The 15,644-nt window shown below is 47.0% G+C and carries 21 protein-coding genes and 3 pseudogenes; 3 read left to right on the top strand and 21 right to left on the bottom strand.

Annotated features, from left to right (window positions below; translation table 11 throughout):
- The first annotated feature begins 89 nt into the window (after positions 1-89).
- The 3 genes from AACL31_RS05925 to AACL31_RS05915 all read left to right on the top strand — a co-directional run bounded on the left by AACL31_RS05925 (position 90) and on the right by AACL31_RS05915 (position 1,781).
- A complete protein-coding gene (locus tag AACL31_RS05925; protein WP_310512882.1) occupies positions 90-512 on the top strand; it encodes a regulatory protein GemA in 423 nt (140 codons plus the stop codon).
- A complete protein-coding gene (locus AACL31_RS05920) occupies positions 506-880 on the top strand; it encodes a Mor transcription activator family protein (protein ID WP_026821893.1) in 375 nt (124 codons plus the stop codon). The genes AACL31_RS05925 and AACL31_RS05920 overlap by 7 nt, the downstream gene beginning before the upstream one ends.
- Positions 881-1,133: 253 nt before the next feature.
- Positions 1,134-1,781, top strand: coding sequence for a hypothetical protein (locus tag AACL31_RS05915; protein ID WP_339053836.1), 648 nt, complete (start codon positions 1,134-1,136; stop codon positions 1,779-1,781).
- A 2-nt stretch (positions 1,782-1,783) separates the two neighbouring features.
- On the opposite strand, the gene AACL31_RS05910 is transcribed toward AACL31_RS05915, so the two are convergent.
- From AACL31_RS05910 to AACL31_RS05810, 21 genes and pseudogenes are all read right to left on the bottom strand, one after another.
- Positions 1,784-1,945 (bottom strand): hypothetical protein, encoded by a 162-nt coding sequence (locus tag AACL31_RS05910; RefSeq protein WP_339053835.1) that lies wholly within the window; start codon positions 1,943-1,945, stop codon positions 1,784-1,786.
- 323 nt (positions 1,946-2,268) lie between these two features.
- Positions 2,269-3,294, bottom strand: a complete 1,026-nt coding sequence (locus AACL31_RS05905; RefSeq protein WP_339053834.1) for a baseplate J/gp47 family protein — start codon at positions 3,292-3,294, stop codon at positions 2,269-2,271.
- Positions 3,294-3,647 (bottom strand): hypothetical protein, encoded by a 354-nt coding sequence (locus AACL31_RS05900; RefSeq protein WP_339053833.1) that lies wholly within the window; start codon positions 3,645-3,647, stop codon positions 3,294-3,296. The genes AACL31_RS05905 and AACL31_RS05900 overlap by 1 nt, the downstream gene beginning before the upstream one ends.
- Before the next feature lie 13 nt (positions 3,648-3,660).
- A complete protein-coding gene (locus tag AACL31_RS05895; protein ID WP_339053832.1) occupies positions 3,661-3,822 on the bottom strand; it encodes a hypothetical protein in 162 nt (53 codons plus the stop codon).
- Positions 3,823-4,575, bottom strand: coding sequence for a Gp138 family membrane-puncturing spike protein (locus AACL31_RS05890; RefSeq protein WP_339053991.1), 753 nt, complete (start codon positions 4,573-4,575; stop codon positions 3,823-3,825).
- Positions 4,575-5,546, bottom strand: a pseudogene (locus AACL31_RS05885) (phage protein). Before AACL31_RS05885 ends, AACL31_RS05890 begins: the two are co-directional and overlap by 1 nt.
- Positions 5,547-5,551: 5 nt before the next feature.
- Positions 5,552-5,851, bottom strand: coding sequence for a phage baseplate plug family protein (locus AACL31_RS05880; RefSeq protein WP_339053118.1), 300 nt, complete (start codon positions 5,849-5,851; stop codon positions 5,552-5,554).
- Positions 5,841-6,425 (bottom strand): phage baseplate protein, encoded by a 585-nt coding sequence (locus AACL31_RS05875; RefSeq protein WP_339053117.1) that lies wholly within the window; start codon positions 6,423-6,425, stop codon positions 5,841-5,843. The genes AACL31_RS05880 and AACL31_RS05875 overlap by 11 nt, the downstream gene beginning before the upstream one ends.
- Entirely contained in the window at positions 6,425-8,392 is a 1,968-nt protein-coding gene (locus AACL31_RS05870; protein ID WP_339053831.1) for a lytic transglycosylase catalytic, read from the bottom strand. Before AACL31_RS05870 ends, AACL31_RS05875 begins: the two co-directional genes overlap by 1 nt.
- Positions 8,379-8,558: a DUF6889 family protein gene (locus AACL31_RS05865; protein ID WP_339053830.1), complete on the bottom strand. Its 180-nt coding sequence runs from the start codon at positions 8,556-8,558 to the stop codon at positions 8,379-8,381. Before AACL31_RS05865 ends, AACL31_RS05870 begins: the two co-directional genes overlap by 14 nt.
- Positions 8,559-8,569: 11 nt before the next feature.
- Entirely contained in the window at positions 8,570-8,980 is a 411-nt protein-coding gene (locus tag AACL31_RS05860; RefSeq protein ID WP_339053115.1) for a phage tail assembly chaperone, read from the bottom strand.
- Complete coding sequence (locus AACL31_RS05855) at positions 8,980-9,420, bottom strand: phage structural protein (RefSeq protein ID WP_339053095.1); 441 nt, start codon at positions 9,418-9,420, stop codon at positions 8,980-8,982. Before AACL31_RS05855 ends, AACL31_RS05860 begins: the two co-directional genes overlap by 1 nt.
- A 9-nt stretch (positions 9,421-9,429) precedes the next feature.
- A pseudogene (locus AACL31_RS05850) lies at positions 9,430-10,908 on the bottom strand (DUF3383 domain-containing protein).
- A complete protein-coding gene (locus AACL31_RS05845; protein WP_339053829.1) occupies positions 10,908-11,459 on the bottom strand; it encodes a phage neck terminator protein in 552 nt (183 codons plus the stop codon). Before AACL31_RS05845 ends, AACL31_RS05850 begins: the two are co-directional and overlap by 1 nt.
- Positions 11,449-11,838, bottom strand: coding sequence for a head-tail adaptor (locus AACL31_RS05840; RefSeq protein WP_339053828.1), 390 nt, complete (start codon positions 11,836-11,838; stop codon positions 11,449-11,451). The genes AACL31_RS05845 and AACL31_RS05840 overlap by 11 nt, the downstream gene beginning before the upstream one ends.
- Positions 11,825-12,373, bottom strand: a pseudogene (locus AACL31_RS05835) (hypothetical protein). Before AACL31_RS05835 ends, AACL31_RS05840 begins: the two are co-directional and overlap by 14 nt.
- Positions 12,370-12,780 carry a DUF4054 domain-containing protein gene (locus AACL31_RS05830; RefSeq protein WP_339053827.1) on the bottom strand — a complete coding sequence of 137 codons (411 nt, stop codon included), beginning with the start codon at positions 12,778-12,780 and terminating at the stop codon, positions 12,370-12,372. The pseudogene AACL31_RS05835 and the gene AACL31_RS05830 overlap by 4 nt, the downstream one beginning before the upstream one ends.
- Positions 12,731-12,919 (bottom strand): hypothetical protein, encoded by a 189-nt coding sequence (locus tag AACL31_RS05825; protein WP_339053089.1) that lies wholly within the window; start codon positions 12,917-12,919, stop codon positions 12,731-12,733. Before AACL31_RS05825 ends, AACL31_RS05830 begins: the two co-directional genes overlap by 50 nt.
- 35 nt (positions 12,920-12,954) lie before the next feature.
- Positions 12,955-13,896 (bottom strand): DUF2184 domain-containing protein, encoded by a 942-nt coding sequence (locus AACL31_RS05820; RefSeq protein ID WP_339053826.1) that lies wholly within the window; start codon positions 13,894-13,896, stop codon positions 12,955-12,957.
- A 9-nt stretch (positions 13,897-13,905) separates the two neighbouring features.
- Positions 13,906-14,424, bottom strand: coding sequence for a structural cement protein Gp24 (locus AACL31_RS05815; RefSeq protein ID WP_422389281.1), 519 nt, complete (start codon positions 14,422-14,424; stop codon positions 13,906-13,908).
- Positions 14,424-15,641, bottom strand: a complete 1,218-nt coding sequence (locus AACL31_RS05810) for a DUF2213 domain-containing protein (RefSeq protein WP_339053825.1) — start codon at positions 15,639-15,641, stop codon at positions 14,424-14,426. Before AACL31_RS05810 ends, AACL31_RS05815 begins: the two co-directional genes overlap by 1 nt.
- Between the last annotated feature and the right edge of the window lie 3 nt (positions 15,642-15,644).

Raw genomic sequence — 15,644 nt, 5'->3', positions numbered from 1 at the left:
TTTTATAATCCTTCAAAACCCGAAGGATTATTTTTTGCTCACTGCATAAGGAACCCTGACCCCGACCACAACGATAAAGGACGCCCCCGATGACCCGACAAAAGTACCTGCAGTTAATCCATATTGCCGCCCACAATCTCAAGCTGGACGACACGACTTACCGCCAGATGCTGCACAGGCTAACCGGGAAAACATCGGCAAAAGCCCTGAATATCGGTCAACTGGCTCAGGTGTTAAACGCCCTGAAAGCCAAAGGCTTCCGCATCCAGCCCCATCACGCCACTACAAAAAAGCAGACTGACCGTCCGCAAATCCAAAAAATGCAAGCCCTGTGGCAGGCAATGGCCCACGAGGGCATTGTCCGTGATGCGTCAGCAACAGCCCTGGCCCATTTTGTTAAACGGGAAACCGGCTGTGATTCGCCTTACTGGCTGGATAGCCAGCAGGCCAGCCAGGTTATCGAGAAACTCAAGCAGTGGCAAAAACGCGTGGCGAGGGCAACATCATGCTAGAGAATACCTTTCGTAGCAAAGGGCCGGAGTTACTGGTTGAGCTGGCCGAACACACCGCCCAGACCGTCAGGCAGATTATCGATGTTGACCCCGCCGTCGCCAGCCAGATAGGCGATGCCGTCGCCAGTCAGATGATGGCGGTCTGGGGTGGGCAGAATGTCTATTTCCCGATGGGGTTGATATGGAAAGTCAGCCAGCGTGACCGGGAGATATTTGCCGACTTCAACGGCCATAACCACCACGCGCTGGCGCGTAAATACAAAGTCTCGCTACAGTGGATTTATTCGGTAGTCAAGCGGGTTAAAAAAGAAGAACTGGCTCGCATCCAGGGCAATCTGTTTGAAGATGAAGATAAGCCGCCTCGATGACCGTTTCTTGTTTCACACAGTGAAACGTCGGAGAGAAAAACATAACCTATACACCAGATAGTGAGTATTGGTTTAATGCTAACCAGACAATAGAAGAATATTTCATATGCTCGATTCATCACTTGTTGTGCAATGAGGGTAAAATTCTCAACGTCATTAAAGGTGTTTACTAGTCTATTTGCCATATGTATACAAGAATGTTCCGCGAGAAAGCACTAATGAGCCCTGGCAACACGGGGCGAAGGAGGACTGAATGATAGAGGCATCGCTGCTGAATCTGCCTTGGGCAACTCTGGTAACACTGGCCTCTGGCTACATCGGTTATTTTATTGCCAATGTTGGCTTGAAACAGCACCATAAGCCTATTGATATCACGTTTACGACCTTGGTCTTTTGTCTTTTACCCGCCGGGCTTTATCATTCAGCAGTGTGGTTGGGGTTCAACACCTACATAGCATCTGTTCCGGCTGTTATCTCTGCTTTTATTGTAGGTTCGGTTTGGCGCAAATACGGCAAGAAATGGATGTATGGCCTCCTGCGGAAATATGATATATCGTGGTCTGACAGCACCAACTCTGCCTGGCAGAGGATGTTTGACCAGCGTGGCTACTATGCTTCGGAAGTCTATGTTTACCTGAAAAATGGCTCAACGCTTTTGTCGGAAGCACCTGGCCACTTTGAAGGGCAACCATGCGGATGCTTTGTTCTGGGAAACGAAAAAGACATTTTGCTCTATGTAACCCATGAAAAAGCGGCTGGCAGCACAGATTGGAAAGAATGCAGTGATGTACTGCATGAAACTTGGGGAGCACTGGCGACTTATGTCCCTGCGGATCAGATAGCGCGGGTACAGGTAAGGAGAACCAAGTTCAAAGAGGCAAGGGTTCTCCCTGAAGAGTAACGTTATTGTCGGGCTGGTCTGGATGGCGGTGGTGTGACTGGTTTAGAAGATGAGTCTGTTTTCTCATTACGAAGCGCATCTTTGTCGAAAACAATCGTCACCATACCTTTGGAGTCGTCAGAGTAGTCAACCCGGTCATGCCTCTGGTCTTTGTTATCACTCATTGCACTTTCCTCACGTAGTATAAGAATCGATGTACTAGCAAACGAGATTCTAGATTATCGTTGAGGAAAGATGCAATGGCAGGTGATTTTGATTCTGTTTTCTCTTTCACATACTGAAAAGTAATTACAGCAGGAAAGCCATCAGGCTCTTCTCCTGACTGAACCGGATACGACTTCAAGCAGCAACATGATTTCAATAATCGGTCGATTTGAGTACTGATTTCTGTTTCACTATGTGAAACTTAATTACCTCACCCGTCCCAGATAGATCCAGTTTGTCCCAGGTAGATCCACATTTATCGCACGTTTCCCTTTTAAATATCTCACGTCCTATCAAGATAGAGATTATCGCCAATCAGTTGCTGATTGATATAGTCTGAGACTTTCTGCCGGATTTTATCGCCAGTTAACGTGGTAAATCCTAAAAACGCCGTTAAGTCAATTTCCACATGCACATCAAACGTTTTGGGGCGTGAAAAGCGAATGGTAATTGGCATATCGTAACGGTCTTTAACTGTCACGGCGGTATCGCCAAATGTTCCAGCGCCAGGGGTTTTCTTTTGCGCAATGACGTTGGCAATCGTGGTGACATCGCCTCCATCCACAATCATCGCAATGGAATGCGGCGGAATCCCATTTTTATCGTTTTTGCTGGTATCATTTTCAAAACCGCGCTGCCTTGTCACCCCCGATATCAAGCTAATCGCACCCTGTATCCCTTCCAATACGGTGCGTGACGGCAGTGATACCGATTTGCGTTGCCGCTCCCGTAACTGGTTATCCGTTTCAATCGGTCTGCCTTGCGTGGCGGGTTTGGGATTATTCACCGTCTGCCAGCCTCGCGTGGGGGTAGCTATCTCGGTAATTTCGTCTACTAATGCGGTGATGCTCCCCGTAACCAGACAAACGGCAGTGACAGTAGCTTCGCCGTGCGTATCGAGTGTGACGGTTTCAGGTAATCGCCAGATATTGCCGTTTTTATCGCGTACACGGCCATTTTTTATCACCGTACCCACCTGCCCCGTTAATACGACATCCACATTCGAGTAACCCGATGCATGACGGGAAATGCCATTGATAGCCACATTATTTGATAGTGCAGCGCCTTTACCCGTGCTTGGGCTAAAACTGTTATAGGTATCGATTATCGCATTATTGGCATCGTGAATGGCGAGTGCGTAAATGGCTATCATCTGGCCGTCTTTGCTATCCGGCGTTAAATACGCATCCTGCCCATAAATTTCATGAAAAAAATCGGTTAATCGCATCAGTATGGTCTGATAATCCGGCGCACTGATGCCGTCGTCAGTCACTTTCGCTGACAACGCTAACGTATCAAGATTTAACATTATGCCTCTTGGATAAAGGAAGTTTCGCCGTATTGCGTTTTAACTGTTGCGGTGATGGTCAGTTTTCGGGTGGTTGAATTTTGATTGACATTAAAATCGGTTAACGTGGTTACGCCCTGCGTGTCCAGTATGCGTTGTTTGACTGTCATACCATAAGCATCAAGATAAGGTTTACCTAATATGGATTGTAACCAGGGGGTACCTCCTTCACTGTCTAAAAACCATTGCCCCTGCCAGAGGGACAAGCGGGTTTTAATCGCCAGGGTGACGGCATCAGGGCTGTTGGTTAAAAATGCGTTATCCCCTTGCCCAAAGCTGTAGTCGCCCTCATTTGTTTCTCGTCGGTAACGCATCAATAGAACCCTTTTACTGTTGCTTTTTATTTTTTTCAACTACCTCGATATCTTCTAACTTTAAGGATGTCTCTTCATTGATGATTAATAAAAAAATCACACCCAGAAGTCGCCATGCGGTTTTTAGTTTGTGTAAATAAGAACCGCCAAAAAAAATGTTAATACTTTCTTTCATTTACTTTACCTCGCCTGAACTATCCCCACCTGCTTTGACGCCTTTGTGGGTATGTGTTTCGTCAATTTGTTTACCATTAGCGGTCAATGTACCTAAAAACTCAATGGCACCGGTGATTTTTGCTGCCACACCTAATGCCGTCGAGCCAACCATTCCGGCAAACCAGCTGAGTAATCCTTTAATGGTCACTCTTTCCGAAAAAATAGCATCGGGTGTTACTATTTCAAGCCCATTTGGTGCAACAATTTTAATCTTTTGGCTTGTAGGATTTAATTCAAAATAGGTTGCGCCATCGTCACTTCTTAACTGCATGGCATCCTGATTGATGTTACTTATCTTTTGCACTTGCGATTGTGGGCCAATAAAAGCGAAGGCATCCGATAAATCAAGCTGTCTTGGATCAATCGCCTCTTGTATCCCGCCATTTTGCCACCAGAAATCAATGCATCTATCCGCAAAGACCACCAGACACTCATCACCGCTTTTGATGGGAAAGGTCATTGTGACACCGCCACCGCGCGGGAAAACAACCGGTACATCAACTAGCAGGGGCAAATTCACCGACTGGCTATTCCCTTTGGTATCCGTCAAGGCTCCCTTTATCGCTGGTTGTACAACACAAGTGACTTTGCTGGCATCGAAGGATTGAACAATAGCCGGCATCGCGACGCGAAGTTGTGACGAAATCGCATGGCGAAAGACTTCAAGCAGTTGTTGTTGGTCGCCGGTGCGCGCTGATACGGAAATCGCCATCATCCCACCTTCTTGATATCGATTCGGTCATTTGATCCCTTGGCAATACACACCAAATCCATATACCACGGCTTGCCGCGCGTATCGCCGGAATACGTGATGTTTTTCACAATATAATCCCCATCGGTGGAAAGACTGGCCGGTTGTGAAACAGCGCCTTGGGTTTGCTGTAAGCCGCCGTCATCGTTTTCGCTTAACTTGCTGTACCCCAAAGCGATATCGCTGTTGGGCAACATCGTGCGATAGATTAACGCCTGGTCAAGACGAATAAGCCCATTGATTTGAATGTTTGGGTTAATCAAACAACGCACATTCACCCCCGCCTCAATCGTTTGTTGCGGTAAGCCAATCAAGCCCGTTGCGCTATTCAGGACAATCGCTTCATGGATATAATTCTTCTCCGGCACCATCACGAGCTGGCCGTTAATGTATTGCCACGAGGCAAGGCATTGCCCTGCCAGATTATCAGCGGCGTCCCTAACCATACCAAAATAGACTTTACCCCTTGGAAAGCGGATACTATCAAACTCAGGCGTCACGCCTTTGACAATCCCGTAAGGGGTAAGCCCTGTCAGTAACGTATTGTGTTGCTCTGCCTGAGTATGCCCTGCGCTTAAGGTAGTATTTAGCGTGGCGTAGTCATAGGCCTCATGAGAATCAATCGCCTGAACAATAACAAACGTGTCAGTAGGATTATCTCTACCTGAAATCGTGTAGCGGATTTTTCCAGTAAATATCAGACCCGTATTATCCTGATAGCCTGCCATGAGCTGAATGTTAACAAACTCCTTCGCCTGAATTTGACTGACGGTTTCTTTTCTCAGATTCCAGACTTTAAACACCCCCGCACGAGGGTAACGCGTATCTGGTCACGTGATATTGAACGTGGCGCGAAAATCCGATAGCTCAATACCTTCCCCGTTTTTATCAGAAACAATCAGTGAGCATTTTCGTATCCAGTTTTTTGACATAACAATCAGTCCGTGATCCAGTATAATTTTACGGTTGCGCCCAACGTATCCGCGTTGATATCGCTTTCTTCATCTGATAGCAAAACGAGATTTCCTTTACTGATAAGGTGACTATATTGAGCCAGTAGATTTTCACCCACGATCAGCGGAATACCCTGTATCACCGGTTGATTGTCAACCGTGAGCATATCCAGCACCCAGCCCGCACTATCACGCCAGATAAGGCGAAACTGCCAAACAGTATCAGATAGCTTAATCGTAAATTGCTGGTTGGTGGGGGTAAGCGGTATTTCGTTAATTTCCATTGAAAAATGCGGCTCCTCGCTGTAATAGGCTGCGATTATCAACGGGTTTTGGCGTTTTCATACCGGTATTACTCACGCCACTCGTTGTATTCCCTTCCCGCATATTTTTTGCATCGGTAGATTTGATATTAACCGTTTGGGTTTGGGTGATGTTAAGCTCCCGCAAGGTTAATATCGCCATCAACACGGTTTCTGTGTGCTTATCCGTGGTCACCTCGATAGCGCGAATGAGCATATTCTTATACTTGCGCTTACCTGTTATGACATCAAACGGTTGACGGCTGGCTTGAAGCGCTAAAATTTGCTGGTAGATTTCCGGTGCGCTTAACCCTGCGCGAATAGCCACTTTTGCCGTGTCCCAAAAATCCAGTAGAGATCCACCACTTGAAAAACCCACCTCCATGGTCACTTCCGCCGGACGTTTGTAAGCGTGATCGGCAATTTCCGCGCCCAGTTCAACCGGATGTTCTGTGATTTCAAGGGTGTCGTGATGTTTTTCTGAGATAATGACATCCGGCACCAGCAAACCGATTTTGCGCGATCGTTGTGAAAAAAGCGTAGAAAGGATATCCATCAGTAGGCTCGCTGGGTTAATTGTCCAATCAGTCTGGCGTTAACGCCCGTTTGTTTATCGGCAATCGCATTGGCGGTAGCGTGGGGGTCTAATGCGCCTTCAACATTGATCGTGATATTCTGGTCAATATTATTTCGCATACCCGCATTTGCGGCATGATAGAGCATTGCCTGACTATACGGCTGTCTGCCATTTTCGTGCTCAACGATGCCAGACATGAGCGATGTCATGACCGTCGGATTGGACAGATTCAACACGGTGTCAGGGGAAACCCCTAATTTACCGGATATTTTATCAATGTAGGCACGAGTATTATTTTCACTGGCGGGAGCCCAGGTGCTAATAATTTTTTCAACGGTATTTAATCCCCTTTCAGCGTAGCGATTAAGCTGTGAAGAAAGTGCTTGTAAGCCCTCAAATGCGGTATTGAATTTGGCGAATCTTCCGTTAGGTGATTCACGTACTGCACCGCGTTGTCCAACAAAATTCAAATTACCCGGATTGTTATTACGAATACCCCGTGGAATATCGCCGGTAGGCACATCAGCGATATTATCCGGTATATTGCTGCCTTGATTTTTGTTTGCCCAGTCATTATCAATACCAAAAAAACGCAAACCGTTACCGATCGCACGTTTGACTTGACGGGTATTGTAATCCCATGATGCGCTTGCGCTATCACTAATATTATCTTTATCTGAAATCAGATACCCCGCATAGAGACCCCACAATTTCAGCCAAGGTGGGATAGGTAACTTCGCTATTTTACTAAAAGCGCCCAATACCTTACTTACCCACGCGCCCGCAATAAAAATTGCTAAGATTTCAAGTGCATTTTTCCATCCACCCACCAGGTCAACCAATCCCGTTAATTTTTCACCTAACCATTTAAATGCCTCTTTTGCCTGGTTGATTTCACCTTCCCACTTAGACCAGTTGATAAAGGATTTTCCACCTTCTTTCCACGTCTGGTAGTCTTCCCAAAGTAACAATAAGGCCGCGATAAGACCGGTGATAATCCCGATGGGCGAAGCAAAGAATGCCCGATTGAGCCCCCAGATAGCCACTGCCAATCCGCTAAAGGTAGTGATGAGTTTTTTAGATTTTCCGTCTAAATTGCGCCACCAGTCAAAAATCTGCTCGATCGCCTGACTCATTCGCCAGATAACGCGCCCCACCATTTCACCGGCTCGAATAATGCCACTAATGAGACGGGTTAATACTCTCTCAATTTTAGGAAAATTATCCAGCAGTCTTTTGCGCAGATTGTCTATCTCTTTAGTCAACCCCCCTGCTAGGTTTGATCCGACTTTATCGCGTAAAATACCAAATAACCCGGTCAATCCTTTCATCGAGGTCATAAACTGGTTGGACTGTTTGGCAGCAACGTCTGCGTTAAATCCGGTTTGTTTAAGCATACGCTGGTAATCAGCAGAAAATTTGTTCAACCCTCTACGCATGGCCATTAGCGTATTTTCATCAATGCCTAACAGTTGGGCATATTGATTGGCGCGGTAATAGGGCATTGAGGCCAGTTTATTCCCCACACGGGTAAAAATAGCGCTCATATCCTGCAAATTGCCATTGGCATCACGGGTCTGCACCCCAAGACGATTTAAAAACCCCTCAGCACCCGGACTGTTTCTCAAAAATCGTGCCAGATTTTCAAGTGAACCTCTTGCCGCTTCTGCGCTACTGCCGGTGAGACTGGCGGCATACCCTAATGCTTTCATGCCGTTAACACTAGCGCCTGTACGCTGTGACGCCCAGTACATCTTATCAAGACCGGCGGCAATTTGTGTGGTAAATCCCACGACGGCAAGCGCTGCCCCCTCAACCGACGCACCTAGTTTGATAACATTGGCACTCACCCCCGTAACAACGGACTGAAATTTTCGCAGGCCACTGTCATCAACCTTAAAACCTAAGCTGATGAGAAAATCTTGCAACGTTTCAGCATTCGCCATGGCGATTTCTCCAACGCGTAATTCGCGCTTCGTTATCCTGTTCGATATCTATCCACTCATTCATTTCTGCTAAATCTGCCAAATCGATTGAGCCATCTTTTAATTTGTCGAATTTTATGTACCCATACTTAACAGGAAGGCGTAAAAAGTCTTTACCATCCGGCATTGAATCCAGGGTTAATCCTGCGACAGGAGGCTGGCTGTCTCGTCGCCTTGGGGTGCGTGAAAAAAATTACCGAGGGAATCTCCAATCACCTGCGCCACAATCTCAAGCAGGGTTTTTAAGTCAATATCATCAAACATCAATTCGCCCTGGCGAAAAATCGGCGTCCATGCCTTGGCATTTTTGCGTGAAACCACGGCTAAACAAGGGTGCAAAATCGCGTTACAGTCTTCATCGCTCATTTGGGCAATGGAATTTGCCATAATGGGTAACACCGCTGCCATTGGCATTTCCCCTTGCTGTAATTTTTGCAGTTCACCCGTTAAACCGGATAACACCGGCAATAACTTTCGCGTCACCTTAAGCTGGTCAAACACATTGAGTTTTTGACTTCGATATTCATGACCGTTAATTTCAATTTCCACTAGAATTCTCCTAATAAGGCGTCGATCTTAATGCAGTCAAAGACCCATGCTAAAACATTCGCCTCTTTTGCATTTTGCAAATCCGGTATTTTTTGAAACGCACAACTGCGCGCGGTGATCATATCGCCAGATACCGGATTACGGATCACAATCACGTTATTACCCCAAAGGGTAGATGACACGCTTTGCGCGTTATAGGCGATCATCAGTTTTTTGTTAACCGGTGAGGCTTTAATCAGACTGACCGTAACGGTGCCGGATTTTCCGCCATGTCGGGTATGCATCCCTTCACCATCAGCACCAATGGTCATGGTGTTTTTGGCTTCGGTCATTGTCACCACTATTCCTTCTTCCGAGTTCGCCGAGCCAGAGCCCAAATCTATCACCCCCGTGGGGCCGGTTAGCGTGGCGGAAACATCAGCAAAACTATAAGCGGCCATTTTCTCTCCTTATCGAACAATGGTGATTAAGACATCCGCGAAATGCACGGCACCCGCTAACTTACAGGCAACCTGAATCGGCGGCGCCTTGCGTTTTTCGCGCTCAGATTACGCCTGCTCTGCCAGCGGTTGAATATAAACGTAATATCCTTTGGTGAGCGTATCCCCGCTTGTTAATTAACCTATACTGCCACCGTTCCATACCCCCGGTGCCAGTAGCCCATTAGTGACCGCCTGCGCTAACGATTGCTCAACATTGGTCAGAAGCGGCGTGCTGCCTTGCTCCGTTTGAGGGACTTTGGTGGTGCTGGTATACAAAAGATTATACAGATTGGTTTGCACAAAGTTTTGCAACCAGTCCAGCCCATGGCGTTCATCGAAAAAATCACCATTGGCCATCACGCCTTCTTGTATAATGGCGGTGTCGTTATCGTAATTGACAAACACGTTGCAGTTTTTGGCCGCCAGCGTATTCGCCTGTGACGTAGTCAACGTCTCCGCTTTAACACCCGGTTCCTGTTTGAATTTGAGGGTGATCGTGGTGTTATTGCCGTTGAAATTCACTGAAAACGCCCGTCCAAAAGCAGAGGCTGCTGCATAGGGGGTTGATGAAGAATATTGTGTAAAGACCCGTTGATATTTCGCTTTTTTCAAAACAGAAGCGATATCATCCGCTTTCGTACTATCCAGTACGGCGGTATCTTGGGTGGTAAACCCAAAAACGCGGGAACTTCCGGCCGCGCCAATAAAGTTGGCGATACCTTTCACTTCATCGGTAGAAAGCGCAGCGGTTACCACCAGTCCATACCAGCCGCTCGAAAAATCCGCCAATGTTGAAACCGCATCAACGATAGTTTCACCGTCCATACCTAAAACAGGGGTTGCGCCACTCTCTTGGGTTAGTTTCAACAACGCCGATAAATCGGTACCTGATTCCGGTGCGGAAGCAAAACCCACTGCGCTTGTTTTACCTGCCGTATTCGATGTCATCACAAATCGACTATCGTTATTATTCCACGTTATTGTAGACGTGCTCATTTTTTCACCAATTCGGGCGGCAACACCGTTTAAATTGGTTTCTTGCGAAAAATCAATGGCACTTAACTTAACCGTTCTTCCGTTTACACTGATATTCATCGCGCCATCGGTAATCGCCTTAAAATTGTTAATTTTTGTCTCTTCTTCGGACAAAATGCCACCGCGCAATAATGCGGGTGAGGCTGCTTTTACCCAGCGTCCCACGTATAAATCGACGGGTTTTGGTGACTGCTGGTAATAGAGTGAAGCCGCCTGATACTCGGGTGCGGTTGTACCAAAATCATTGGCGACTTCCTCGATATTGGAATACGCCCGTAATCGCTCAAGCGGATCGATAACGGGTGAATCACCTAAAATGAGTAGTGAACCAAAATTACGGCTACTTGCGGCACGCGGTGACATATCAAGAGTGACCTTAACCACCCTTGAAACGGGTAAACCTGTTGACATTATTTGTCTCCCAAAAACGTGACGTGGGCATCTGTCACTGATTTTATGTGATAGCGACGCACCACTTTGCGACGTAGATGAACGGTTATATCAAACCGGTTCACCCACTGATTGTTGATAAGCTCAGGAAACGCGGTAATTTGGCTGTGGCTACCGAGGGTAAGATTGGACTTATTCAGTTCGGCGTTATTTTGACTGAGCATAATGCCATCCCGAAATCGGGCGGCGTAAACCATACCTTCTCTTCCGTAGAAAGAAGCCATACAGGTTAAGGTTTCGTACTGCCAAAGTTCGCTCGATTCATCGCTTTGTTTTACCAAAGCGGGATTTGGCTCACTGGTAATATCAATGATACCGAAGGCACACCAGTTAGTATCAGGGGATGGCAACGGTGCCGGATCGCGTTGCCAGCGGGGTAAAACGTGTTTCGCTGGCAATCCAGAAACGCCACCAACCCAAAGACTTAACATACGATTTAAGCCTTCATTATACAGGGCATTATCATCAAAGGGCGTTAGCCATCCCGCCTCCGTACTGCTGTTATTGCTCATGAGCGATGCCTCCGTCAAACGGCATCAGTTCACAATGCGCCTGAACAAATCCCGCGCCATAAGCGGTGTAAGGATCGACGGATTTCACCAGATATTTGCGCCCCTGATAGGTGACAATATCGCCAATATGATGGGTTTCACCGGCTATTAATCGGGTGGTGGTCACCACCAATATTCGACCACTGACCAGTTGACCAGACGTTCTTATTTGTGCCTCAATTGAACTATCCACCGTTACTACACCTGAAAAAGGATACGTACTTTCTTTTGTCGAAGTAATACCTTCATCATCAATCAAAATTTCCCGTCGAGTATACGTGAGTGTAGAGTCATTAAAACGGGGATTGAGTAATACCCGCGTAACATCAAGCATTGGCATTTTTCTTCCTCACAACATAGGTGATCGCCCGACGATAAATGCCGGTGTCAATCAGGGGTCTCGCGTTGGCATTATCCGGCGCTAAACCGGCTTTTCGATTTTCAAGCTCTTGTGCCGCGCCTTTGTGCCCACGTCTTGCTCTGGCAGCTAATGTACTGTCCGCCAGTGGCACAAATTTGCTTTGAGTAATGACGGCTTGCACGCCTTGAACGGCGATCTAACCTGCTCGATTTAACGCTTGCTCTGCTTTATCCGGCTGATCATCCAAAATGGCTTTAGCGGCAGATTTCAATTCAGCAGTGGTTTTGGGTTCCACTGAACGAATACCCGGTATCAAATGCGGTCTTGCCGGAATGTTTTTTGCCGGTGAGCCAAACTCATTGATATAACCAATCGCCGCATTGCTAAAGGGAATATCCTCCCGTTCGCTATTTTCAGCCGGAATACCAACCATTACGTCTTGTTTGGTCAGCTGGTGTAGGGCAGCAAATAACTGACTCGTTTTATCAAGACGTATCGCTACACCACTTTTCATAATTGCCGCCCTCCTGCGCCAAACATCAGTACCCACTGATAAAATTCCGCGCCAAAACGGGTGTTATTCCAAAATCCGGCGTTGGGGTTGAGTGTCATACCGTTGTCATAACTGACACTCACCTTATCGACCGATTCCGAAGCAGCGACACCCGAACTTGAGCCCGCAAGGCCACCAACCTTTAAATACTGTGCATCCATGGCATAAAGCGCCAGATAATGCGCCACGAACAGCCCCGCCCAGTAAGGAAAAACTTCACTCCCTGAGACATTTTCGCTCAGGAATTTGTCGGCTAAATTCAAGCGAAACTGAATTTGTGCATCAGGAAATTTAACCTCATCGTTAAACGGGGGAAAATCATTGCGAAATCGTTGTACCGTTGGCAGGTGTTTGTTCCGTTGGCTCATCGATACCCTCTTTATTTTCAGTTTCCTGGTTGATTTTTTCTTTCCCTTTTTTCTCGGTCTTGGCATTCCCGTTTTCTTTAGTTTGCAGCTGAACGGGAGTCCATCCCAGCTCCATTCCCCAATTTGCCTGAATTCGCATAATTAGATTCCAAAAATGAAGCCCCAATAAGGGGCTTAGATACCATCGCAGTAAGCAAGTGTTTCCGGATAAACCGCTTCAACCGCACCCAGACGACCATAATAAGTCACCAATTGATACAATCCGCGGTATTGGATAGGGATACTCTGTAACGGCACCATCGGGAAGCGAACATACTGTTTATCATTGGTATAAGCGATCATGCGATCTTTGTTGCTGACACCTCGCCCTTTTAACCATTTCACCGCGTAAATATTGAGTGGCACCCCGTTTTGGTGATAGGCAATGGTATTGGTCTTCAGATACGTTAACAGTGACTGATTACCTGCGCTCGAAACGATAATACTGGATATGTGAGCAAACTGTTCAGGCGGAATAAGTAAGTCGGTGGGAACCATCGAGTAGGCCGATGCTGCCCACGCATCACTGAGTATTTTATTAATACTGTCACGGATTTCATCAGCGGTGGACTGGCTCCAGGTTTTGGAGGCATTATTAGTCTTGATATTGTCAAGATTCAGCAAGCCTTTAATGCCCAATCCGGTATCACCAATATAGACTTGTTCGTCCATATCCATATTCCACTTCAGACGCATCCCTTCATGTTTCTGTGCATCCACGGGGCGACCTGCTTGTCTGGCGGATTGTAATTCGACAACCGTCCAGCCCAACTCCATTCCCCACAGTGGCAGAGGGAAACCCTTTTTTTGAATATCGATATTGATGCCCGCTAATGCGGTGGAATCCATGCTAATCCAGTTTTTACCGTTAGGATTAGCGCCACTGCCTGCTGCTGCAAATCCGGTACGGGTAAAGCTCGAAATTTCATCCGCAATCGAGACATCTTCCCTACGCTGCACATCCCGACTGTTGGTGTATTGCACCAAAGGCATATTAATTGTAGGGTCTAAACGCTCAAGCTCACCGATTAAAAACGCACTCGTTGAATCAATCGTGCGTTGGTCAAAAGTTAACATAGTCATTCCTTAAATTTTGTACGAGATTTCAACGTTGCCGTCAGCATCACCGTGGCCGGTAAACTCAGCATTATTCAATATCACGGTATTGGTTTTTTCTGATGCCCCTGACCCTGTTTTTTCTTCGGCAATCAAAATAGCACCCAGTGGGCTCTTATCCGTTGCCCCTGCCACTCGCACATAGACCTTGGCGCCTTTTTTAACCTGTTGACTATCCACGCCAACATTCACCAAGACATAGCCTCGCTTTAGCGCATCACCAGTAAAGTTCTTCTCGGTGCCAACCTGCCGGATAAAATCCGGCGCCTGCGTCGTTGGATAAGGGCGAATATAAATGCCTTTGATGACGTCTGCCGTGTCATTTTCAGCAAGCGGCACAAAATAATCGCCGTCATATTTACCTGCTAGTCCATAATCCGGAAAACCGTCTTTAGATTTTAGTAACACCGGTTCGGTGGTTAAATCACGGTAACGGGAGATTGCACCGGCGATACCAACTGGCATCCGGTATAAATAAGGTTTCATCATCATAGATTTTTACCTCGTGTCGCCCAAAATTCGGCATTTGACTTGTTTAAATCCGCAATCGCATTGCCGGATTTTCGGATTGAATCGATAGTGGGGGTATTGGCGGTATTGCGGTTTTTCGAAAGTTCTGCGACCGCATTAAACGCCATATCCACAGTGCGTTTGGGTAATCGGTTAATTTCCGCATCGCCGACAATAGAGCGCACAATAGTTTGGTCTGCATTGGCTAACACCTGACGTTTAAAGGCCGTGGGTTTTACCGGTGTTGAAAGGGCTACCCCTGGCATAATCAACTCTGCTTTATATGCCGCATCGCCGGTAATGGTTTCTGCCTTTTCGTTTTTTTCCTCGTCATCAACAGTACCGTCTGTTTTATCATCCGGTTTATCGCCACTATTAGCGGTTTTACCCTCAAGGGCATCTAACCTTGTCAAAATGGCTTGAATGTAATCCGGTACCCCCTCATCACTGGTCACGACTTCGGGTTTTTCGGCTGGCATCGGGTTTTGAGGGCTGATAGTAATATTAATCGCCTTCGGTAACTCGCCGGTGCCTTCATCACCGGTGAGGGATTCAGGCGGATTATTTAGGACTGATTCCATTGCCACGGCGTCTTTCGTGCGATGGGCACTTAGCAGCCGTTTGAACCAGGTTTGTGTTTTGTTTGACATACTGTCTCCAATTGCACATCGTATTCCCGCTCTGCCTTTAGGTACCAGAGCGACATGATTGCCAACGATTTCATACTGACGTGCGATGCCAGGCGCAATCTGTTCGTATTGCGCATCATAGCCACACGAGACTTCGTCGTTGCCGTTGTTAATTTCCTCGATTGCGAGCGCATCTTTGATAATTAAATCCGCGATTATCAAATCCGCCTGTTCACCTTCTCCGCGCCTCACATTTTGTACATGCCCCTGCGCCAAATCGCGCCAATTGTCGGTATCAACAAAAATGACATTGCCTTCTTCATCTTCGGGATGCAGTAGTGTGACACTCATCCCTTCAAACGAGGCCAGCGTTTCGGGACGAAAGACGTCACTTTCCTCTCTTTCTACCAGGATTTGTCCGCGGCTATCCGGTTTGACCTTCGGCAAATCCAAGGCGGAATAAACCTGCGTGCCCGTTCGGGCAATCGGTACGTTTTTACACAATAGCGAGCCGTTCGCCATCTGGTAACGGGTGTTACCAAGACGGGTTTCAAAATAATATTTCATGGG

Source organism: Arsenophonus endosymbiont of Crataerina pallida, assembly GCF_964020125.1.
Taxonomy (GTDB): domain Bacteria; phylum Pseudomonadota; class Gammaproteobacteria; order Enterobacterales; family Enterobacteriaceae; genus Arsenophonus; species Arsenophonus nilaparvatae.
The sequence above is the reverse complement of the archived record's forward strand: the minus strand, read 5'-3'. Positions and strand labels throughout refer to the sequence as shown.